Origin of the sequence: Variovorax guangxiensis (assembly GCF_003952165.1) — a bacterium.
Classification (GTDB): Bacteria; Pseudomonadota; Gammaproteobacteria; order Burkholderiales; family Burkholderiaceae_C; genus Variovorax; species Variovorax guangxiensis.
In genome coordinates, this window is record NZ_RXFT01000004.1 from 35,283 (window position 1) to 57,945 (window position 22,663).

Genomic DNA, 22,663 nt, shown 5'->3' on the forward strand with positions numbered 1-22,663 from the left:
AGACGACGGACGGAGCACAACACCATGCGCACCTTCGGCTTTCCCGAATTCCTGTTCATCCTCGAAGCGGCCAAGTGGACGCTCGCGCTCTCGGCCATCGCCTTCGTGGGCGGCGCGATCCTGGGCCTGGCGCTGGCGCTGATGCGCACGTCGGAATCGACGTGGGCGCGCGGCGCTTCGACCACCTTCATCCAGATCTTCCAGGGCACGCCGCTGCTGCTGCAGCTGTTCCTGGTGTTCTTCGGCGCGCCGGTGCTGGGGCTGGACATCAACCCGTGGATCGCCGCAGGCGTGGCGCTCATCCTCAACAGCGGCGCCTTCCTCGGCGAGATCTGGCGCGGCTGCATCCAGGCCATTCCGCGCGGCCAGTGGGAGGCGGCGCAGGCCCTGAACCTCAGGTACTTCGACCGCATGCGCGACGTGGTGCTGCCGCAGGCCCTCAAGATCGCGCTCGCGCCCACGGTGGGCTACCTGGTGCAGATCATCAAGGGCACCTCGCTGGCGGCCATCATCGGTTTCGTGGAGGTCACGCGCGCGGGGCAGATCGTCAACAACGCCACCTTCCAGCCGCTCATCGTGTTCTCGGTGGTGGCGGCGATCTACTTCGTGATCTGCTGGCCGCTGTCGCTGCTGGCCGCGAGCATGGAGCGCAAGCGCGCCCGGGCCCTGGCCCGCTGAACCCCTTTCGCTTTCTTGGTTTTCCGTTTTTCGTTCTTCGTTTCTCTTTCTTCCTCAGGAGACATCCCATGACCCGTATCACTTCGCGCCGCGTCGCGCTCGCAGCCCTCGGTCTCGGCGCCGCCCTCACCGTGTTCGCTCCCTTCGCCTCGGCGCAGAGCGTGGCCGACATCAAGAAGAAGGGCGAGATCACCATCGGCATGCTGGTCGACTTTCCGCCCTACGGCACCACCGACGCGAAGAACCAGCCCGACGGCTACGACGCCGACGTGGCCAAGCTGCTGGCCAAGGACTGGGGCGTGAAGGCCAACATCGTTCCCGTGACCGGCCCCAACCGCATTCCCTTCCTGCTGACCAACAAGGTCGACCTGCTGGTGGCCTCGCTGGCCATCACGCCCGAGCGCGCCAAGCAGGTGCAGTTCTCGCAGCCTTACGCGGCCGCCACCATCGTGCTGTACGGCGCGACCAAGACTCCCATCAAGGCCGCAGGCGACCTGAAGGGCCTGCGCGTGGGCGTGGCCCGCGCGTCCACGCAGGACGTGGCCGTGACCAAGGCCGCCCCCGAAGGCACCGAGATCCGCCGCTTCGACGACGACGCTTCGGCCATGCAGGCGCTGATCTCCGGCCAGGTCGACGCCATCGGCTGCTCGGTGACCGTCGCCGCGCAGATCGCCAAGCGCGTGCCCGCCAACACCTTCGAAAACAAGTTCACGCTGGTGCAGCAATCGATGGGCATCGCGATGCGCCCCGGCCAGGAAGAGCTGCACAAGGCGGTGAACGACTTCGTGCAGAAGAACACCGCCAACGGCGAGCTGAACAAGCTCTACCAGAAGTGGCTGCAGGCTGATCTGCCGAAGATGCAGTAACACGGAAGCGGGGGCAGAACGCAGAAGAAATACAAAAGCTACGCAAAGGTCGCAGAAAAGACCAAGACAGATTTCTTGTTTTCTCTTTTGCGACCTCTGCGAAACCTTCGCGATTTCTGCGTTCGGCCAAGTCCGATTTCTTGAATCCAACAGAGTGAACACCCCATGAGCGATCCCATCATCCGCATGGAAGCCGTCAACAAGTGGTACGGCGAATTCCAGGTGCTGACCGGCATCGACCTGAGCGTGCGCCAGGGCGAGCGCATCGTGATCTGCGGGCCCTCGGGCTCGGGCAAGTCCACGCTGATCCGCTGCATCAACCGGCTGGAGACGGTGCAGAAGGGCCGCATCGTGGTCGACGGCATCGACCTCACGGCCGGCGGCAAGAACGTCGATGCCGTGCGTGCCGAAGTCGGCATGGTGTTCCAGCAGTTCAACCTGTTCCCGCACCTCACCATCCTCGAGAACTGCACGCTCGCGCCGATGCGTTCGCGCGGCATGACGAAGGCACAAGCTGAAGAGGTGGCGATGAAGTACCTCAAGCGCGTGCGCATTCCGGAGCAGGCCAACAAGTACCCCAGCCAGCTCTCGGGCGGCCAGCAGCAGCGCGTGGCGATTGCGCGGGCGCTGTGCATGGCGCCCAAGATCATGCTGTTCGACGAGCCCACCTCCGCGCTCGACCCCGAGATGGTCAAGGAAGTGCTCGACACCATGATCGCGCTGGCCGAAGACGGCATGACCATGCTGTGCGTGACACACGAAATGGGCTTTGCCCGCAGCGTGGCCGACCGCGTGATCTTCATGGCCGAAGGAAAGATCGTCGAGCAGGCGCCGCCGCAGGAGTTCTTCGGCAACCCCAGGGACGAGCGCACGCGCCAGTTCCTCGGCCAGATCCTCAGCTCGCACCAAAACCACTGACCTGCCCACTGATGTCCTTCGAGGTTCTCGTTTCCCTGTCGTCCTTCGGCGCGGCCGAGGTGGGGCGGCACGGCCAGCTCTGGTGCTCGCAGCTCTCTCGCGCGGCCGGCGCCGACTCGGTGGAAGTGCGCGGCGAGATGCTGCGCGACGCCGATGCGGAACTGCCCGCGTTGAATGGCCTTGCTTCGGTCTACTCCAGCCCCGAGGGGCTTTGGGCCGAAGGCGGCTGGCTCGACAGCGCCGCGCTCAAGCGCGGCATTGCCGCCGCCACGCGCGTGGGCGCGAAGCGGCTGAAGATGTCCATCGGCGACTTCCGGCCTTCGTCGCACGGCTCGCTGTGGGGCCTGAAGGTGGAGCTTGCCGAAACCCGCGTCGAACTGCTGATCGAGAACGACCAGACCGTGCGCGCCGGCACGCTGCCCGCGCTGCAGGCCTTCTTCGACGCGGCCGACCGCGCCGGCCTCACGCTGGGCATGACCTTCGACATGGGCAACTGGCACTGGCTCGGCGAATGCCCGCTGCAGGCCGCGCAGGCGCTGGGCCATCGCGTGCGCTACGTGCATTGCAAGGGTGCGCAGCGCCTGCCGCACAAATGGGTGGCGGTGCCGCTGGGCGATTCGGTCGCGCCGTGGCGCTCGGTGCTGCGCGCGCTGCCGGCCGACGTGCCGCACGCCATCGAATACCCTCTGGTGGGCGACGACCTGCTGGCCGTCACCCGCTCCCAGGTCGACTTCATCCGCGCCGCGCGCGCATAGAGACGAAACACACATGACAGAACCCGCCGCATTCGACGTCGCGCTCTTCGGCGAGGCCATGCTGCTGCTGGTGGCCGACCGGCCCGGTCCGCTGGAGGACGCGCAGTCCTTCCACAAGCGCACCGCCGGCGCCGAGACCAACGTGGCCATCGGCCTCTCGCGCCTGGGCCTGAAGGTGGGCTGGGCCAGCCGGCTCGGCACCGACTCCATGGGCCGCGCGCTGCTGGCCGCGATGCGCGCCGAGGGCATCGACTGCTCGCACGTGATCACCGACCCGACGCAGCGCACCGGCTTCCAGTTCAAGGGCCGCGTCACCGACGGCAGCGACCCGCCGATCGAGTACCACCGCAAGGGCTCGGCCGCGAGCCACATGGGCCCGGCCGATGTCGACGAGGCATGGCTGCGCTCGGCGCGCCACCTGCACGCCACCGGCGTGTTCGCCGCGATTTCCGACACCAGCCTTCAGGCCGCGCTCAAGAGCATGGACGTGATGCGCGCCGCCGGCCGCACCATCTCCTTCGACACCAACCTGCGCCCCACGCTGTGGTCGTCCACCGAGACCATGCGTCACTGGGTCAACGAACTCGCCTCGCGCGCCGACTGGGTGCTGCCAGGCATCGAAGAAGGCCTGCTGCTCACCGGCCACAGCAAGCCGGAAGACGTGGCGAAGTTCTATCGCGAGCGCGGCGCCAGGCTGGTGGTGGTGAAGCTCGGCGCCGAGGGCGCCTACTACGACAGCGACGTGGCCGGCACCGGCCGCGTAGACGGCTTTCCGGTGAAGGAAGTGATCGACACCGTGGGCGCCGGCGACGGCTTCGCGGCAGGCGTGGTGAGCGCACTGCTCGAAGGCCGCAGCGTGCCCGACGCCGTGCGCCGCGGTGCATGGATCGGCGCGCGCGCCGTGCAGGTACTGGGCGACACCGAAGGCCTGCCGACGCGGGCTCAACTCGAGGAAGCGGGGCTTTGAACGCCATGACGAAGAAGAACGTGCTTGTCTTCCGGCCCTTGCCCGAAGACCAACTGGCTCGCCTGCAGGCCGTGCACAACGTCACCGTGGCCGATCCGCGCAAGGAGCCCGAGGCTTTCGCCGCCGCGCTGCGCAACGCGCATGGGCTGATCGGCTCCAGCCACCCGGTCGATGCCGCGCTGCTCGACGCGGCGCCGCAGCTCGAAGTGATTTCCAGCGTGTCGGTCGGCGTAGACAACTACCCGCTGGCCGAGCTGCACAAGCGCGGCATCGTGCTGTGCCACACGCCCGACGTGCTCACCGAGACGGTGGCCGACACGGTGTTCGCGATCCTCATGGCCACGCAGCGCCGCGTGGTCGAGCTCTCGACCATGGTGCGCGAAGGCCGCTGGATCAAGAACATCGGCGAGGAACTCTTCGGCACCGACGTGCACGGCAAGACACTGGGCATCCTCGGCTTCGGCCGCATCGGGCAGGCCGTGGCGCGCCGCGCGGCGCTGGGCTTCGGCATGCCGGTGCTGTACCACTCGCGCCGTCCGGTCGACCTGGCTGCGCAGGCGCCAGAGCTGCAGGGCCGCGCCACGCACACGCCGCTGGACGACCTGCTCGCGCGTTCCGACATCGTGCTCGCGATGCTGCCGCTGACCGAGGCCACGCGCGGCATGATCGACGCGGACTTCTTCGCGCGCATGAAGCCCGGCGCCTCCTTCATCAACGGCGGCCGTGGCGCCACCGTGAACGAAGAGGCGCTGCTGCATGCGCTCGACCACGGCACGCTGCGCGCCGCCGGCCTGGACGTGTTCGCGAAGGAGCCGCTGCCCGCCGATTCGCCGCTGCGCACGCATCCGCGCGTGACGCCGCTGCCGCACATCGGCTCGGCCACGCACGAGACGCGGCATGCGATGGCGGAGCTGGCGACGACGAACCTGCTGCAGGTGCTGGCCGGCGAGAAGCCGACGGCGCCGTACGACACCGCAGCAGCATGAGTTCAGCCTGGCTTTACTCCCTCCCCCTCTGGGGGAGGGCAGGGGTGGGGGCAAGCGGTGCATCCATTGGACGCTCTGCCTGCCCCCATCCTGACCTTCCCCCAGAGGGGGAAGGGGCAAGACCATGAAACCCACAGGCCGCGCCACCATCGCCGACGTCGCCGAAGCCGCCGGCGTCTCCAAGGCCACCGTCTCGCGCTTCCTCAACCATCGCGAGCGCCTGCTGAGCCCCGACATCGCCGCTCGCGTCGAAGTCGCCATCGCCAAGCTCGGCTACTCGCCCAGCCCGATGGCGCAGGCGCTGAGCCATGGCCGCTCACGGCTGGTCGGCCTGATCGTGGCCGACATCACCAACCCATATTCCGTCGCGGTGCTGCGCGGCGCCGAGAAGGCCTGCCAGGACGCCGGCTACCTCGTGATGCTGTTCAACCTCGGCAACGAGAGCGAACGCGAGCGCGAGGCCATCGACGCGCTGGCGGGCTACCAGGTCGACGGCTTCATCCTCAACACGCTGGGGCGCGGCAGCAACGTGGTCGACGCGGTCACGCTGCACGGCAAGCCGGCGGTGCTGGTGGACCGCCGGCATGCGGGCATGCACACCGACTTCGTCTCGCTCGACAACGATTCCGCGATGGCCGCCACCTGCGGCCACCTGGTCGAAGGCGGCTATCGCGAGCTGCTCTACGTCACCGAGCCGCAGAAGGGCGTGAGCTCGCGGCGCGAACGCACGGCCGCCTTCGGCGCCTGCGTGGCCGCGCACGAGCCGCGCGTGGCGGGCGAGGTGTTCGAGAGCGTGGAAGGCGAGACCGATGCGCTCGACGAGGCACTGCGCGCCCTGCGCCAGCGTGCGAAGCGCGGCCGCCGCGCGGCGGTGGTCGCGGGCAATGCGGTGGTCACGCTGCGCATCGCACAGGCGATGGCGCGGCTGGGCTGGCAGTTCGGTGCCGACCTCGGCTTCGTGGGTTTCGACGATCCCGAATGGGCTTCGCTCATCGGGCCCGGCCTGAGCACCGTGGCGCAGCCCACCGACGCCATCGGCCGCGCGGCCGCTACATGCCTGATCGAACGCTTGCGTGGGCTGGATGCGCCTGCGCGCCAGCTGTTGCTGCCTGGAGAACTGGTCGTTCGAGGTTCGTCGCGGGCCGTCTAGCATCGAGTTCGGCGCGGTCGAAGGTGAGCGGGCCGCGCATCCACTCGGCGGCACGCTCGGCGATCATGACGGTCGGCGCATTGGTGTTGCCGCCGATCAGCGTCGGCATCACCGATGCATCGACCACGCGCAGGTTCGCGATGCCATGCACGCGCAGTTTCGCATCGACCACCGCCATCGCGTCGGTGCCCATCTTGCAGGTGCCCACGGGGTGGTAGATGGTGTCGGCGCGCGAGCGGATGTGCGAGAGCAGCTCTTCGTCGGTGTTCGCGCCGGCCGTGTAGAGCTCGGCCTGCCGGTACTTCTGCAATGCCGGTGTATGCAGGATCTCGCGCATCTTCTTCACGCCCGCGAGCAGCCGCGCGACGTCGTCCTCGTGCGAGAGGAATTTCGGATCGATGCGCGGCGCCGTCGCCGGATCGGCATCGTTCAGCCGCACGTCGCCGCGGCCCTTGGGCCGCAGCACGCACGCATGGCATGAGAAGCCGAAGCCGCCGTGCAGTTTGCGCGCGTGGTCGTCGACCAGCGCGATCACGAAGTGCAGCTGCAGGTCGGGCTTGTCGAGGTCGGGAGATGTCCTGATGAAGGCGCCGGCCTCGGCGTAGGGCGTGGCGATCAGGCCCTTCCCGCTGCGCCTCCATTCGGGAATTGCCTTCGCGAAGTTCAGCAGTCCCATCGGGCCGAGCCCGGGCAGGTTCTTCTCCTTCGTGCGACAGGAGAGGATGAAGTCGACGTGGTCCTGCAGGTTGCGTCCCACGCCCGGCAGCGCATGGCGCACCGCGATGCCGTGCCGCACCAGCTCTTCCGGATCGCCGATGCCCGAGAGCATCAGCAGCTGCGGCGAGTTGAAGGCCCCGCCGCACAGCACCACCTCGCGGCGCGCGAAGAGGGTGTCGGTCTCGCCGTCGCGGCGTATCTCGACGCCGGTGGCGCGGCGCTCGTCGAGCAGCACGCGCTGTGCCTGCACGCCGGTCATCACCGTGAGGTTGGAGCGCGCGCTCATCACCGGATGCAGGTAGGCGGCCGCCGCCGAGCAGCGTTCGCCGTTCTTCGCGCCGCCGTGGAACTGCGTGACCTGGTAGAGGCCGGCACCTTCCTGCCGCACGCCGTCGTTGAAGTCGTCGTTGCGCGGAATGCCGCACTCCATGGCGGCGCGCACGAAGGCGTTGCTGATCTCGCGCGGCGACTGCTGGTCGGCAACCTGCAGCGGACCGCTCGCGCCGTGCATGGCGCTCTCGCCGCGCTGGTTGCCCTCCGAGCGCTTGAAGAAGGGCAGCACGTCGTCGAAGGACCAGCCGATGCAGCCCGCGCGCTCCCAGTCGTCGTAGTCGTCGGGATGGCCGCGCACGTAGAGCATGGCGTTGATGGCGCTGGAGCCGCCCAGGCAGCGTCCGCGCGGCTGGTAGCCGCGCCGGCCGTTCAGGCCGGGTTGCGGCACGGTCCGGTAGGCGTAGTTGTTGATGCGAGGGCGCCCCGAGATCATGGCCGCCGCGCCGGCCGGCGCCCGCACCAGGATGCCGCGGCCGTCGCCGCCTGCCTCGACCAGGCAGACCTGTACAGCGGGGTCTTCGCTGAGCCGTCCGGCCAGCGTGGCGCCGCCGGAGCCGCCACCCACGATCACGTAGTCGAACTCCATGATGTGCCGTCCTCTGTGTTGTCTCGGGTACCGGTCTTTGCCGGACGTGCGGCTTTATAACCCTCCATCGGGCCGTGCGCGGATTTCTCCCGCCATTCTCGAAAGGCCGATCACGGTTGGGCGCGCGCACCCCGGGAGCCATGCAGCGGTTCGCATACGGCCAAGCCGACCCTTTCGCCGTCACCCCCAGGCATTGCCGCCACCACCTTTTGACAGCCGCTTTTACCGGCGCTTCACCTGCCGGACAAATTGCGGGGCAGGCTTCATGGCTCAATCGCTCCCATGCATATCCCGTCGGACGTCACCGTCTTCACGCAGGTGCGCTTCTGGTTGCTGGTGCTGTGCTCGCTGATCTTCCCGGCGGCGATCTTCGTCATGCTCTTCGTGCGGCGCGAGTTCTCGAAGAAGACCGTGCTCGCCTTCGGGCTGCTGCTGATCGTGCTGGCGGGCGTGGACATCTTCGTGCTGCGCGCTCTGTCGCATCAGGCCCGGCTCACGCCGTCGCTGGCCGACGACCTCGTCTTCTCGTCGGAGCTTTCGGTCGCGCTCTACATCTTTCCGGCCGCCTTCGGCACCTTCGGGCTGAACATGGTGTCGCATGTGCTCATGCACTACCTGAAGCAGAAGGAGGCGCGGTTCGAGGCGCATCGGCGGCTCGCGCAGCCTGGGGGAGCCGTGAGGGCAGCGCGGCGTGGCAATCGCCCTGGACCGTTGGGCATGCGGCGAACGCGGCCGGCGGTCGCCTCGAAGCGCCGGCGGCCGGGAGCGCGCCTGGTCGCCGCCCGGCAGGACACCTGAGCCTCCTCGGTGGCCTCGAAACAGAAAAGCCCGGCAGACTGAACCGCCGGGCTTCATCGAAAGGGTAAGGCCGAAGGCCGGTCAGCCCACTTCCGCGATCAGCTCGATCTCCACGCACGCGCCCAGCGGAATCTGCGCCACGCCGAAGGCGCTGCGCGCATGCGCGCCCTTCTCGGGGCCGAAGACTTCGGCGAAGAACTCGCTCGCGCCGTTGGTCACAAGGTGCTGCTCGGTGAAGGTGCCGACCGAGTTGACCAGGCTCATCACCTTGACGATGCGCTTGACCTTGTTCAGGTCGCCCACGGCCGCGTGCAGCGTGCCCAGCAGGTCGATGGCGATGGCGCGGGCGGCCTGCTTGCCTTCTTCGGTGCCGATGTTGGCGCCGAGCTGGCCGGTCCAGACCTTGCCGTCCTTCTTGGCGATGTGGCCCGACAGGAACACGAGGTTGCCGGTCTGCACGAAGGGCACGTACGCGGCAGCGGGTGCGGCGACGGGCGGAAGAGTGATGCCGAGGCTGGAAAGTTTGTCGTAAACGCTCATGGAGACTCCTTGTCTTGGGAAGGCGATTGTGTCCGTGTTTGCGGCAGGCCATCGACCACTTCCCCCACCGGCTGCACGGTCACGCCGACCCTCAGCGTGTGCCTTGCGCCGCCATGCAGTACGCCGCGCATCGGCGAGACGTCGGAGTAGTCGCGGCCGATGGCGAGGGTGACGTAGTCCTCCCCGGGTTGGCGGCCGTTGGTGGGGTCGAAGTCGACCCAGTCGCCGGGGCTGCCGCCGGTGCCGTCGTCCTCGCCGGGCAGGTACACCGACACCCATGCGTGGGAGGCGTCGGCGCCCACCAGCCGGGGCTGGCCGGGGGGCGGCTGCGTGAGCAGGTAGCCGCTGACGTAGCGCGCTGGCAGGCCCATGGTGCGGAAGCACGCGATCATGATGTGGGCGAAGTCCTGGCACACGCCCTTGCGCTGCGCGAGGGCCTCGACGGCGGGGGTGTTGATCTCGGTGCTGTCGGCGTCGTAGGCGAAGTCGGCGTACATACGCTCGGTGAGGTCCATCGCCACGTCGAAGGCGGGTCGGCCGGGCACGAAGCTGGCGCGCGCATAGGCCACGAAGTCGTCGTGGCGCGGCACGTAGGGCGAGGGAAAGACGAACTCCGAAGCCGCGTCGAAGGTGGCGTCCTTGCGGAAGCGGAAGCGCTCGCGCACCGATTCCCACGGCAGCTCGCGCGCCACGGCGGGCGAGAGCTCGGGAACCGAAGTCTCGACCACGCTCTCGGCCGTGACCACCAGCCGGTCGTGCGTGGCCTCCAGAGCGAAGAAGGCGCGCGTGTTGCCGTACAGGTCGGCCTGCTCGCTGCGCTGGGCCGGCGCCGGCTCGATGGAGAGCTTGTGGCTCACGAGCTTCTGCGAGCCGGTGGCCAGCGGCTTCAGGTGCGCGAGATGCTGCGCCGTCTCGACCGGCGGCGAGTACTCGTAGCGCGTTTCGTGGGTGACGTGGAGCAGCATGGTGGCCGGCGCCGATTGCGTGGACCGCCCGCTTACTTCGACTCGGAGCCGAAGTACGAGGCGTAGATCTTCGCGTAGGTGCCGTCGGCGCGGATGCCTTCGAGGCCCTGGTTGATCCTGGCGAGCAGCTCGGCGTTGCCCTTCTTCACGGCAATGCCGTACTTCTCGACCGGGAAGCTGGTGTCGCTCACCGTCTTGAAGCCGCCGGCGGTGTTGTTGGCGAGGTAGTGCACCACCACGCCGTTGTCGGCCACCACGGCCTGCACTCCGCCGGCTTCGAGTTCCTTGAGCGCCAGCGGCGTCGATTCGAAGCGCTTGATGGCGGTGTTCGACTTGCCCAGCAGCTTGCCCACGACCTCGTCGCCGGTGGTGCCGTTCTGCACGCCGACCTTCAGCGTCTTGATGTCCTCGAACCTGGCGATGGGCGCGTCGTTGCGCACGGCGATGAGCTGGCGCGCGTCGAAGTACGACTGCGAGAAGTCCATCGTCTGGCGGCGCTCGTCGGTGATGGTGATGGCCGACACCAGCAGGTCGCGGTCGCCCTGGGCCAGCGAATTGAAGATGCCTTCCCATGGCGTGTTGACGAACTTCACCTCGAAGCCGGCCTTCTGCGCGACCGCCTTCACCACCTCGATGTCGAAGCCAACGATCTCGCCCCTGTCGTTCTGCGACTCGAAGGGCGTGTAGGCGGCATCGGTGCCGACCACGAGCACGCGCGCGGGGGCTGGTGCCGCCGGTGTGCCGGCGGCCGGGGCCGATGCCGGCTCCTGCTTGCCGCAGCCGGTGATGGCGAGGGCCGCGAGGAGGCCTGCGGCGGTGAGTGCGAAGCGGCGATTGATGGTGATGCCTGACATGGGGTGCCTCCTTGGAACTGTCTTGAACTGCTTGTCTTGTTGTATGGGAAATCAGGCGCCTACCGAGCGCAGCGACTCTGAAGTCAGCGTGAAGTAGCGCGTGCCGATGGCGTCGGACACATGGTAGGCCGCCGTCTCGCAGCTGGCGAGCAGCTTTACGAGCTCGGGATAGTCGGCGTCGGGGCCGGTGGCACAAAGGTGCTCCAGCGTCCAGCTGGCCGGATCGGGCAGCTCGTACGACAGCGCCGTCAGCTTGCCCGGCGCGCTGCCGGCCAGCCGCGCGATGCGCCCGCGCAGGGTCTGCGTGACCCAGGCCAGCGAGCGCGGGTTCTCGGCGTCGAGCACCAGCAGGTCGACCATGGTGGCGACGTCGCGGCGCTGCTGGTAGCGCGCGTGGAAGGTGATGGTGCTGTCGAAGAGCGCCACCATGGCTTCGAAGCCGCTCACCTCGTGCACCGCGCCGTTGTCGAAGCCGGCCTCCAGCGCATTCGCCAGGAAGCCCAGCCGCTCGATGTGGCGGCCGATGGACAAGAGGCGCCACGCGTCGTCGCGCGTCATGCGGTCCGTCTGCGCGCCGGTCATGGCAGCGAGCGCGTTGCTGGCGGATTCGAGGGCGCGCAGCGCGGCGCTGGCGGCGAAGCTGCCTTCGTCGGCCTGTTCGGCGGCGCGGCGCAGGAAGTCGGCCTCGGTGCGCACGATCTGGTTCCAGGTGTCCTGCGAGAGGCGCTCGCGCACCGCGGCCGCCGCCTGCCGGATGCAGCGCAGGCTGAAGCCCACGCTGCCGCCGCGGGCCACGTCGCCCAGCTCGGCGATGAGCGCACGCTCGAACACGCGGCGCGACTGCGGCGCGCTCGGCACTTCGGCCGGCACCAGCGCATTGCGCAGCGCCATGCGGTGCAGCCAGTCGAGCAGCGGACGCGAGGACTGGTCTTCGCTGCCCAGCAGGCTCAGCGTGAGGCGCGCCAGGCGCACCGCGTTCTCGGCGCGCTCGGTGTAGCGGCCCAGCCAGAACATGTTCTCGGCCGCGCGGCTGGTGACCGGCGCGCGGTGCCGCGCGAGCGATGCCGGCGTGCTGTGCGGCTGCAGCAGCGTGGTGCGGTCGACCTCGCCGTGCGTCTGGACCCACACGTCGGCACTGCTGCCGCCGCGCTGCATCGACGCGAACTGCGCATCGGGCTCGGTGAGCCGTGCCAGCCCGCCGGGCAGCACGCGCCACGATTGCGCGCCGTCGCTCACCGCGAACACGCGCAGCATCACCGCGCGCGGCGCGATATGGCCCGGGCCCATGTCGTTCGCCCAGGTGGGCATCTGCGACAGCGCCATGTAGCCCTGCACGGTGTGGACGTCGCCCTCGCGCACGATGCGGCCGGCCCACTCGTCGAGCTCGCGCCGGCCGAGCTGGCTGCCGAGCACCGCGTCGAAGCTCGCGCGACCGTCGAAGCCGGGGTATGTGGGCTTGATGGCGCTGTCGCCCAGCTGCGGCAGCACCGATTCGAGCGCCGCGCGCTCGCCGCACCACCAGGTGGGCAGGGCGGGCAGCATGAGCTTCTCGTCGATCAGCCGGCGTGCCAGCCCCGGCAGAAAGCCCAGCAGCGCGGGCGATTCGAGAAATGCCGAGCCCGGCATGTTCGCCACCAGCACGTTGCCGGCGCGGATCGCCTGCAACAGGCCGGGCACGCCGAGCGTGGAGTCGGGGCGCAGCTCCAGCGGGTCGAGGAACTGGTCGTCCAGCCGCTTGATGAGGCCGTGCACCGGGCGCAGGCCCTGCAGCGTCTTCAGGTAGAGCCGCTGGTCGCGCACCGTGAGGTCGCTGCCCTCGACCAGCGTGACGCCGAGGTAGCGCGCGAGGTAGGCGTGCTCGAAGTAGGTCTCGTTGTACGGCCCCGGCGTGAGCAGCGCGATGTGCGGCGGCACGCCGGCCGGGCACATGCGCTGCAGGCCTTCCATCATGGCGCTGTAGGTGGCGGCCAGGCGCTGCACGTGCAGGGCCTCGAAGGCCTGGGGAAACTGCCGCGTGATGGCGAGGCGGTTCTCGAGCAGGTAGCCCAGGCCCGAGGGCGCCTGCGTGCGCTGGGAGACCACCCACCAGTTGCCGTCGGGGCCGCGCGCCAGGTCGAAGGCGGCGATGTGCAGCCAGGTGTCGCCCGGCGGCTTCACGCCGTGCAGCGCGCGCAGGTAGCCGGGGTGGCCGCGCACCAGCGCCGGGGGAATGAGGCCCTCGGCCAGCAACTGCTGCGGGCCGTAGGCGTCGGCCATCACACGGTCGAGCACGCGCACGCGCTGCAGCACGCCGGCCTCGATCTGGCTCCAGCTTTCGGGCGAGACGATCAGCGGGAACAGGTCGAGCGACCACGGCCGCTGCGGGCCGTTGGCGTCGGCGTACACGTTGTAGGTAACGCCGTTGTCGCGGATCTGCCGCTCCAGGCTGGCCGCGCGCCGGGGCAGGTCGTTGAAGCCGCCCGGGCCGAGCTGTCCGAAGAAGGCGTTCCAGGCGGGGGTGAGCGGGGGCTGCTCCGGGGACTCAGGGGGCGTGGCCTGCGGCGCGGCCGGCGGCTGCGTCGCCGCGTCGTGCAGCTGCGGCGCAGGGGCGGGCGCCGCGGCCGGCCGGGAAGGGGCTGCCGGCGTGGCCAGCCCGCGCATTTCGTCGAAATGGCCGGGCAGGGCGGGCGGGGCGAGCGCCGACGCCAGGGCGGCCGGAAACTCCAGTGCCTGGGCGTCGAACAGGGATTCGTTCAAAGGTTCCACAGGGGGTGGATTGTCACACCGCCGTCACGGGGGAGCCGTTCGGGCAGTGTGCGGAATATCCCGGTCAACGCCGCAGATCGAGCGTGAACGGGAATTCGCGGCTGCCCGGCAGCTCGATGGTGGCCGGCGGCGTGCGCAGCAGGCCGGGGGTGTGGCCGGTGCGGGTGAAGCGCGAATGGCGGCGGCTTTCGGCCTCGTAGGCATTGACCGGGAAGGTTTCGTAGTTGCGCCCGCCCGGGTGGGCCACGAAGTACTGGCAGCCGCCCAGCGAGCGCTTCATCCAGGTGTCGACGAGGTCGAAGGTCAGCGGCGCGTGGGCCTTGATGCTCGGGTGCAGCGACGAAGGCGGGTTCCAGGCCTTGTAGCGCACGCCCGCCACGAACTCGCCGGCCACGCCGGTGGGCTGCAGCGGCAGCACCTTGCCGTTGACGGTGACGACGTGGCGGCTCTCGTTCAGGCCGGTCACGCGCACCTCGATGCGCTCCAGCGACGAATCCACATAGCGCACGGTGCCGCCGATCGCGCCTTCCTCGCCCATCACGTGCCAGGGCTCGAGCGCATTGCGCAGCGAGAGCTCCACGCCCATCGCCTGCATCTGGCCCACCAGCGGGAAGCGGAACTCGAAGTGCGGCGCGAACCAGTCGGGGTCGAAGGCGAAGCCGGCCTGGCGCATCTCGCTGATGACGTCGTCGAAGTCCATCTTCACGAACGTCGGCAGCAGGAAGCGGTCGTGCAGTTCGGTGCCCCAGCGGGTGACGGGCGCCTTGTAGGGCTCGTCCCAGAAGCGGGCCACCAGCGCGCGGATCAGCAGCTGCTGCGCGATGCTCATGCGCGCATGCGGCGGCATCTCGAAGGCGCGCAGTTCCAAGAGGCCGAGGCGGCCGGTGCTGGAGTCGGGCGAGTAGAGCTTGTCGATGCAGAACTCGCTGCGGTGCGTGTTGCCCGTGACGTCGATCAGGATGTTGCGCAGCGTGCGGTCGACCAGCCAAGCCGGCATGTTCTGGCCGTAGATCTCGCGGTTCTTGGCGATTTCCTTCAGCGCGATCTCGAGCTCGTAGACCTGGTCGTTGCGCGCCTCGTCCACGCGCGGCGCCTGGCTCGTCGGGCCGATGAACATGCCCGAGAACAGGTAGCTCAGCGAGGGGTGGTTGTGCCAGTACAGCAGCAGGCTGGCCAGCAGCTCGGGCCGGCGCAGGAAGGGGCTGTCGGCCGGCGTGGCGCCGCCCATCACGAAGTGGTTGCCGCCGCCGGTGCCGGTGTGGCGGCCGTCGGTCATGAACTTCTCGGCCGACAGGCGGGTTTCGAAGGCGGCGTTGTAGAGGAATTCGGTGTGGTCGACCAGTTCCTTCCAGTTGTGGGCCGGATGGATGTTGACCTCGATCACGCCCGGGTCGGGCGTGACCTGCAGCAGCTTCAGGCGCGGATCGCGCGGCGGCGGATAGCCTTCCATCACGATGCGCACGCCCAGGTCGCGCGCTGTGGCCTCCACCGCGGCCACGAGGTCGAGATAGTCCTCCAGGCGGGCCAGCGGCGGCATGAAAACGTAGAGCACGCCCGAGGCGCTGCCCTTCTTCTCGGCGGCGGGGCCGTTGGCGCGGCGCGGGTCGCGCACTTCGACGCACAGCGCGGTGCGGGTGATCCAGTGGGCGGATTCGCCGCGCAGGGGCTGGCGGGTCACGCTGGGATCTGCGGAGCTGGCGGCGTCGTTGTCGTCCTCGCCATGCCCGTCGCCGTCGCTCGCGGCGCCCGGCGTCTGCATGCGCAGCGCAGAGGGCACGACGGGCGGCGTGCCGAAGGCGTAGGGCACGGCGCCGAGGTCGGCTCCCGGTCCGCCGGTGTCACCGGTGCCCACGGCGTAGCGCGCCCGGTAGTCGGCCCCGCTCGGCAGCGCGCCGCGCGGCGCGTTCGGGTCGCGCTCGATCATGTACGGGTAGTCGCCCTTGCTGGCCCAGGGCTGCGAGTCGAGCGGCAGGCGGTAGCCCATGGGCGAGTCGCCCGGAATGAGGTAGAGCCGGTCGTCGCGCAGGAACCAGGGGCCGGTCTTCCAGGCGGGGCCTTCGAGCGAAGGGGCGTCGCGGTTCGCGTTGCCGGGCTCCAGCGGCAGCATGTAGCCGATCACCGCATCGAGCTTCTGGGTGAACACGCGGCGCAGGCGCATGCGCTCAAGCTCGTCGTCGAGCCTGGAGTCGAAGGGGTCGACGTTCACCGGCAGGCGGCGTTCGCGCCAGAGGTAGTAGTAGATGTCCTCGTAACCCGGCTGGATGTAGCGCTCGGTCAGGCCCAGCTTCTGCGCCAGCAGGTTGGTGAAGCGGCGCGCGTCCTCGCTGGTGTAGTGCGTGGGAAAGCGCTCGTCGGCGAACAGGTCGGGGTCGTGCCACAGCGGCTGGCCGTCGGCGCGCCAGAAGATCGACAGCGCCCAGCGCGGCAGCTGTTCGCCCGGGTACCACTTGCCCTGGCCGAAGTGCAGGAAGCCGCCCTTGCCGTATTCGGCGCGCAGCTTGTGCACGAGCTCGGTGGCGTAGCCGCGCTTGGTCGGGCCGAGCGCGTCGGTGTTCCATTCGGGCGCGTCGCGGTCGGTGGTGGCCACGTAGGTGGGCTCGCCGCCCATGGTCAGGCGCACGTCGCCGGCCTTCAGGCGGGCATCGACCGCCTCGCCCAGCGCGAGCACGTCGGCCCACTGGTCTTCGGTGTAGGGCTTGGTGACGCGCGGCGATTCGTAGATGCGCGTGACCTTCATGTCGTGGCCGAACTCGACCTCCGATTCGTCCACGCCGCCCTCGATCGGCGCGGCGCTCGAAGGCGTGGGCGTGCAGGCCAGCGGAATGTGGCCTTCGCCCGCCAGCAGGCCCGAGGTGGCGTCGAGGCCGATCCAGCCGGCGCCGGGGAGGAACACCTCGCACCAGGCGTGCAGGTCGGTGAAGTCGACCGTGGTGCCGCTGGGGCCGTCGAGCGCCTTCACGTCGGGCGTGAGCTGGATGAGGTAGCCCGAGACGAAGCGCGCGGCCAGCCCGCAGTGGCGCAGCAGTTGCACCAGCAGCCAGCCCGAGTCGCGGCAGGAGCCGCTGCCGTTGGCGAGCGTTTCTTCCGGCGTCTGCACGCCGGGCTCCATGCGGATGAGGTAGTTGACGTCCTTCTGGACCTGCTGGTTCAGGCCGACCAGGAAGTCGATGGTGCGCTGTTCCTTGCGGTCGATCTTGTCGAGGTAGGCCTGCAGCAGCGGCGTGACCGGCTCGGCCACGAGATAGGGGGCGAGTTCCTCGGCCTGCGAGGGCTTGTACTTGAAGGGGAAGTTCTCGGCCTGCGGCTCCAGGAAGAAGTCGAAGGGGTTGTAGACCGCCATCTCGACCACGAGGTCGACGGTGACCTTGAATTCGCGCGTCTTCTCGGGAAACACGAGCCGCGCCTGGTAGTTGGCGAACGGGTCCTGCATCCAGTTGACGAAGTGCTCGGCCGGCTCGACCCGCAGCGAATACGAGATGACGTTGCTGCGGCAATGCGGCGCGGGCCGCAAGCGCACGACCTGGGGGCCCAGCTGCACCAGCCGGTCGTACTTGTAGTGGGTGACGTGGTGGAGAGCGGCGTGAATGGACATGCGTTTTTGTGTGCAGTGCTGGCAGATTGCATCGGGAGAAGATGTCTCTGGTGAGACGCATACTAGCCGAGATGCCAAAGCAATTAACGCGCCACTGAGCGTGATTCGGGGAGGGTTTGCATCATGGAATCGGGAGTTGTCCGATGACGCGGTTTCGCGCGTCAGGCCAGGCTGTGGGCGGCGTTGGCGGGTTCGCGGCGCTGGGTGGTTCGCTGCTGGGAGCGGCCTTGCAGCTGCAGCAGCCGATGCTGTGGCCAGCATGGGTCTATGCCGGTTTGCTGTGTATAGGCACGGCCGGAATGTGGTGGCGCCGACTGCCGGGGAGGGCGTTGCTGTTGGGCGCCCTGGCATGTGGAGCGATGGCCGGCGCGGGGCTCGCCGGATGGCGTGCGGTGGCCTATGCGAAGGGCGCACTCGACCCGTCGCTCGAAGGCCGCGACCTGCGCGTCACGGGCGTCGTGTCGGAGATGCCACAGCGCAACGAGGCCGGCACGCGCTTCGTCGTGGATGTCGAATCCGCGCAATGGACAGACGCCGACACGCGGGGCCGGCCGGCCGTACCCGATCGCATCGCTCTCGGCTGGTATGCGGACGGCTCCAGCCCCTGGGGGCATACCTCGCCAGCCAGCACCGTTGCCGCTTCCCCGCATGCCGGCGAACGCTGGAGCCTGACGGTGCGCCTGAAAGCGCCGCACGGCAACCGCAACCCGCACGGCTTCGACGGCGAACTCCGGATGTGGGAGCAGGGCCTGCATGCCAGCGGCCATGTGCGAGCCGGCGCGCGCGACGCGGCGCCCGTGCTGCTCGGCCCCACCTGGCTGCATCCCATCGAGCGTGCCCGTGAAGCGGTGCGCGACGCCATCTTCGAGCGCGTGCCCGACCGCGCCCGCGCGGGCGTGATCGCGGCCCTGGTCACCGGCGACCAGAACGCCATCGACCGCGCGGGCTGGGACGTGTTCCGTGCCACGGGCGTGGCGCACCTGATGTCGATCTCTGGCCTGCACGTCACGATGTTTGCCTGGCTCGCCGCGCATGTGGTCGGCCTGCTCTGGCGCCGCAGCGCCCGGCTGATGCTGCGCCTGCCCGCCCAGCAGGCGGCGCTGGTCGGGGGCGTGCTGCTGGCCGCGCTCTATGCGCTCTTCAGCGGCTGGGGCGTGCCGTCGCAGCGCACGGTCTGGATGCTCGCGACGGTCGCGCTGCTGCGCCTGACCGGGCGGCGCTGGCCCTGGCCGAACGTGTGGCTGCTGACCGCGGCCGTCGTGGTCGCGCTCGATCCTTGGGCGCTGATGCAGGCGGGCTTCTGGCTGAGCTTCGTCGCGGTGGGCGTGCTCTTCGCGACGGACGCCGGAATGCCGGGCGAGCAGCAGGCCGGCGCGGCTGCTCGCCTGCTGCGCTTCTTCCGCGAGCAGTGGACCATCACGCTGGCGATCACGCCGCTGAGCCTGCTGCTGTTCCAGCAGGTGTCGCTGATCGGGCTGCTCGCCAACGCGGTGGCGATTCCGTGGGTCACGCTCGTGATCACGCCGCTGGCGATGCTCGGCGTGGCGGTGCCCCCCTTGTGGGACGTGGCCGCATGGGCCGTGCATGCGCTGGCGCTCCTGCTGCAATGGCTGGCCGGCCTGCCGCATGCCACGCTGTCGATGGCGGCGCCTCCGCTGTGGATGGCCGCCTGCGGCGTGGGCGGCGGCGTGCTGCTGGCAATGCGGCTGCCATGGTCGCTGCGCAGCCTCGGCGTACCCTTGCTCCTGCCGGTGCTGCTGTGGCAGGCACCGCGGTCTGCGGTGGGCGAGTTCGAGCTGCTCGCCGCCGACATCGGCCAGGGCAACGCGGTGCTCGTGCGCACCGCCACGCACAGCCTGCTCTACGACGCCGGCCCGCGCTACAGCCTCGAAAGCGACGCGGGCGATCGCGTGCTGGTGCCGCTGCTGCGCGCGTACGGAGAGCGTCTCGATACGCTGGTGGTGAGCCATCGCGATGCCGACCATATCGGCGGCGCGCCCGCGGTGCTCGCGATGCAGCCCGGGGCCGCGCTGCTGAGTTCCATCGAGGCCACGCACCCGCTGCAGGCGATGCGCATGGCGAGGCGCTGCGAGGCGGGGCAGTCGTGGAGCTGGGACGGCGTGCGCTTCGATGTGCTGCATCCCTTCGAGAGCGACTACCGCAGCTTCGGCAAGCCCAATGCAGTGTCGTGCGTGCTGCGCATCGACAACGGACGCGCGTCGGCGCTGCTGGCGGGCGACATCGAGCGGCTGCAGGAGATAGCGCTGCTCATTCGCACGCCGCAGCTGTTGCGTGCGGACGTGCTGCTGGCGCCGCATCACGGGAGCAAGACTTCGTCGGGCGCGGCGTTCCTCGATGCAGTGCAGCCGCGCATCGCTTTCGTCCAGGCGGGGTATCGCAACCGTTTCGGCCATCCGGCGCGGGAGGTGGTGGCGCGGTACCGTGAACGAGATGTGCGGCTGATCGAGAACACCCGCTGCGGCGCCGCGCATTGGAGCAGCGCGAGGCCTGCCGAGGTGGGCTGCGAGCGCGAACGCCGGGCGCGCTACTGGCAGCACCGGCAGCCGGAGGAGGCTGGCCGTCCGGAGCCTTGAAATCGTGAACTAATTGTCAAAAGTAGCCCAAAAGACCTCTTGTAAATGAATCCCCGGCGGCGTTCCATGCGTTGTATCGTTTCGCTACAACTCAGAACAAGGGGGCAGCATGAACAAGCACAACCGTCGGATTTCTCGCTGGGGCCCGTCTTCCGGGCGCGCTTCATGACGACCGGCGTTCCGGCCATCACCAGCGCGAGCCTCGCCGGCGGCTCCGGCGCGCGTCTCAAGATGCATCGCGAGGGTCCGGTGCTCGTCCTGACGCTGAGCAATCCCGAGGCGCGCAACGCGATCAATCCCTCGGTCTACCGGACGGCCGCCAAGGTGATACGCACCACCGCCGGCTTTCGCACGGTGCGCGCCATCGTGCTGCGCGGGGAGGGCGATCACTTCAGCGGCGGCGGCGACCTGCGGCGCCTCGCCCGGCAGCGCAAGCTGCCGCCCGCCGAGCAGCACGGCCACATCGACGCACTGCACGAATGGCTCATGGCGATCGAGGAGGCACCGCAGCCCGTCATCGCCGCGGTCGAGGGAGCCGCGATGGGCGGCGGCTTCTCGCTTTGCCTGGCCTGCGACCTGATCGTGGCCGCCGAGGACGCGAAGTTCGCGATGTCGTACATCAACGTCGGCCTCTCGCCCGACGGCGGCGGCACCGATTCGCTGGCCCGTTCGCTGCCGCCGCAGGCCGCACTCGAAATGCTGCTCGACGGCACGCCCTGCACCGCGAAGCGGCTGCATGAGCTGGGCGTGGTCAACAAGGTGGTGCCGCACGGCGAAGCCGGCGCCGCCGCGCTCGCCTGGGCGCAGCAACTCGCGCGCGGACCGTTCGAAGTGCAGGCGCGCATCAAGCAACTGGTTTATGCGGCGCGCGGACGCAGCCGCCGCGAGCAGCTGGAGGCCGAGCGCGAGTCCTTTCTGGCCAGCCTCTACAGCGACGAGAGCGGGGAGCGCATCAAGGAATTTCTCTCGCCCCGCAAGAAGCCGGAAACGACCGGGGAGGGCCCCCCGACCTGAGCGCGGAAAGATCATCCGACCCGTCTCCGGCCTTGGCATCAGGGGTTCTACTGGCCCTGAACTTGCTAAGCTACGAGCTCAAGGAGATTGGTCGTTCCATGCACAAATTTGACGAGATGTACGAGCAGCTTCCCTATGCTGGAGCTGCGATCCGACAGCATTACAAGCGCTACGACCAATGGCTCGCGAAGCAACCCGGTGAGGTGATGCGTTCGCGACGCGAAGAGGCGGAAATGATCTTCCGCCGGGTCGGCATCACCTTCGCGGTGTACGGCGCCAAGGACGAGGACGGCTCCGGCACCGAGCGGCTCATACCGTTCGACCTGCTGCCTCGCATCATTCCCGCCCACGAGTGGGACAGCATGGAAAAAGGGCTGGTGCAGCGCGTGACAGCGCTCAACCGCTTCCTGCATGACGTCTATCACGACCAGGAAATCATCAAGGCCGGCATCATCCCGGCCGAGCAGATCCTGAACAACGCCCAGTTCCGCCCCGAGATGATGGGCGTGAACGTGCCGCACAACGTCTACTCGAACATCTCGGGCATCGACATCGTGCGCGCCCCCGACGCACAGGGCAACGGCGAGTACTACGTGCTCGAAGACAACCTGCGCGTGCCCAGCGGCGTGAGCTACATGCTCGAGAACCGCAAGATGATGATGCGGCTCTTTCCAGAGCTCTTCAACCAGAACCGCATCGCGCCGGTCGCGCACTACCCCGACCTGCTGCTCGAAACGCTTCGCGCCAGCGCGCCGCCGGCCACGGCCGAGCCCACGGTGGTGGTGCTCACGCCCGGCATGTACAACAGCGCCTACTTCGAGCACGCCTTCCTCGCGCAGCAGATGGGCGTGGAGCTGGTCGAGGGGCAGGACCTGTTCGTCAAGGACAACTTCGTCTACATGCGCACCACGCGCGGGCCGAGGCGCGTGGACGTCATCTACCGCCGCGTGGACGACGACTTCCTCGACCCCGAGGTATTCCGTCCCACGTCGACGCTGGGCTGCTCGGGCCTGATGCGCGCCTACCGCGAAGGCAACGTCGTCATCTGCAATGCGGTGGGCACCGGCGTGGCCGACGACAAGTCGATCTACCCCTACGTGCCGAAGATGGTGGAGTTCTACCTCGGCGAGAAGCCGATTCTGAAGAACGTGCCCACCTACATGTGCCGCAACAAGGACGAGCTGCAATACACGCTCGACAACATGAAGGACCTGGTCGTCAAGGAAGTGCACGGCGCCGGCGGCTACGGCATGCTGATCGGCCCGGCCGCCACGCAGGCCGAGATCGAGGACTTCAAGAAGGCCGTGATCGCCAAGCCCGACGGCTACATCGCCCAGCCCACGCTGAGCCTGTCGACCTCGCCCACCTTCGTCGACGCCGGCATCGCGCCGCGCCACATCGACCTGCGCCCCTTCGTGCTCTCGGGCAGCGAGGTGCAGATGGTGCCGGGCGGCCTCACGCGCGTGGCGCTCAAGGAAGGCTCGCTGGTGGTGAATTCGTCGCAGGGCGGCGGCACCAAGGACACCTGGATTCTCGAAGCCGACCGTGTGCCCAAGTCCAAGGCTCCCGCACAGTCGCAAAGCCAATCGCAGTAGGAGCACGAAC

Annotated in this window: 17 protein-coding genes; 11 read left to right on the forward strand and 6 right to left on the reverse strand. The window is 68.9% G+C overall.

The annotated features are described in order from the left end of the window. The first annotated feature begins 24 nt into the window (after positions 1-24). From EJP67_RS11070 to EJP67_RS11100, 7 genes are all read left to right on the forward strand, one after another. Complete coding sequence (locus tag EJP67_RS11070; protein WP_126021764.1) at positions 25-678, forward strand: amino acid ABC transporter permease; 654 nt, start codon at positions 25-27, stop codon at positions 676-678. A 68-nt stretch (positions 679-746) separates the two neighbouring features. After that, positions 747-1,544, forward strand: coding sequence for a transporter substrate-binding domain-containing protein (locus EJP67_RS11075; protein ID WP_126021765.1), 798 nt, complete (start codon positions 747-749; stop codon positions 1,542-1,544). A 165-nt stretch (positions 1,545-1,709) separates the two neighbouring features. Next, complete coding sequence (locus EJP67_RS11080; RefSeq protein ID WP_126021766.1) at positions 1,710-2,462, forward strand: amino acid ABC transporter ATP-binding protein; 753 nt, start codon at positions 1,710-1,712, stop codon at positions 2,460-2,462. Positions 2,463-2,473: 11 nt separating this feature from the next. After that, positions 2,474-3,217, forward strand: a complete 744-nt coding sequence (locus EJP67_RS11085) for a sugar phosphate isomerase/epimerase family protein (protein WP_126021767.1) — start codon at positions 2,474-2,476, stop codon at positions 3,215-3,217. Between the two features lie 13 nt (positions 3,218-3,230). After that, a complete protein-coding gene (locus EJP67_RS11090; RefSeq protein ID WP_126021768.1) occupies positions 3,231-4,184 on the forward strand; it encodes a sugar kinase in 954 nt (317 codons plus the stop codon). 5 nt (positions 4,185-4,189) lie between these two features. Further along, positions 4,190-5,170, forward strand: coding sequence for a 2-hydroxyacid dehydrogenase (locus EJP67_RS11095; RefSeq protein WP_126021769.1), 981 nt, complete (start codon positions 4,190-4,192; stop codon positions 5,168-5,170). A 124-nt stretch (positions 5,171-5,294) separates the two neighbouring features. Continuing rightward, positions 5,295-6,320, forward strand: a complete 1,026-nt coding sequence (locus EJP67_RS11100) for a LacI family DNA-binding transcriptional regulator (RefSeq protein WP_126021770.1) — start codon at positions 5,295-5,297, stop codon at positions 6,318-6,320. Here EJP67_RS11100 and EJP67_RS11105 read toward each other — a convergent pair. Continuing rightward, positions 6,220-7,956: a GMC family oxidoreductase gene (locus EJP67_RS11105; RefSeq protein WP_126021771.1), complete on the reverse strand. Its 1,737-nt coding sequence runs from the start codon at positions 7,954-7,956 to the stop codon at positions 6,220-6,222. The genes EJP67_RS11100 and EJP67_RS11105 overlap by 101 nt on opposite strands. 282 nt (positions 7,957-8,238) lie before the next feature. On the opposite strand from EJP67_RS11105, the gene EJP67_RS11110 reads away from it, so the two are divergent. Further along, on the forward strand, positions 8,239-8,754 hold the full coding sequence (locus EJP67_RS11110) for a hypothetical protein (RefSeq protein ID WP_126021772.1): 516 nt from the start codon (positions 8,239-8,241) through the stop codon (positions 8,752-8,754). Positions 8,755-8,835: 81 nt separating this feature from the next. On the opposite strand, the gene EJP67_RS11115 is transcribed toward EJP67_RS11110, so the two are convergent. From EJP67_RS11115 to EJP67_RS11135, 5 genes are all read right to left on the reverse strand, one after another. Continuing rightward, positions 8,836-9,294, reverse strand: a complete 459-nt coding sequence (locus tag EJP67_RS11115; RefSeq protein ID WP_126021773.1) for a RidA family protein — start codon at positions 9,292-9,294, stop codon at positions 8,836-8,838. Further along, the gene (locus EJP67_RS11120; RefSeq protein ID WP_126021774.1) at positions 9,291-10,259 is read right to left on the reverse strand and encodes a transglutaminase family protein; all 969 of its coding nucleotides are present in this window, start codon (positions 10,257-10,259) and stop codon (positions 9,291-9,293) included. Before EJP67_RS11120 ends, EJP67_RS11115 begins: the two co-directional genes overlap by 4 nt. A 32-nt stretch (positions 10,260-10,291) precedes the next feature. Then, positions 10,292-11,113: a basic amino acid ABC transporter substrate-binding protein gene (locus tag EJP67_RS11125; protein ID WP_126021775.1), complete on the reverse strand. Its 822-nt coding sequence runs from the start codon at positions 11,111-11,113 to the stop codon at positions 10,292-10,294. Positions 11,114-11,164: 51 nt separating this feature from the next. Further along, entirely contained in the window at positions 11,165-13,858 is a 2,694-nt protein-coding gene (locus EJP67_RS11130) for a circularly permuted type 2 ATP-grasp protein (protein ID WP_126021776.1), read from the reverse strand. Positions 13,859-13,922: 64 nt separating this feature from the next. After that, entirely contained in the window at positions 13,923-17,450 is a 3,528-nt protein-coding gene (locus EJP67_RS11135) for a transglutaminase family protein (protein WP_126021777.1), read from the reverse strand. Between the two features lie 143 nt (positions 17,451-17,593). On the opposite strand from EJP67_RS11135, the gene EJP67_RS11140 reads away from it, so the two are divergent. From EJP67_RS11140 to EJP67_RS11150, 3 genes are all read left to right on the forward strand, one after another. After that, entirely contained in the window at positions 17,594-20,044 is a 2,451-nt protein-coding gene (locus EJP67_RS11140; protein ID WP_126021778.1) for a DNA internalization-related competence protein ComEC/Rec2, read from the forward strand. Between the two features lie 165 nt (positions 20,045-20,209). Then, entirely contained in the window at positions 20,210-21,058 is an 849-nt protein-coding gene (locus EJP67_RS11145) for an oxepin-CoA hydrolase, alternative type (protein ID WP_126021779.1), read from the forward strand. 98 nt (positions 21,059-21,156) lie between these two features. Then, positions 21,157-22,653: a circularly permuted type 2 ATP-grasp protein gene (locus EJP67_RS11150; protein WP_126021780.1), complete on the forward strand. Its 1,497-nt coding sequence runs from the start codon at positions 21,157-21,159 to the stop codon at positions 22,651-22,653. Positions 22,654-22,663: the final 10 nt, after the last annotated feature.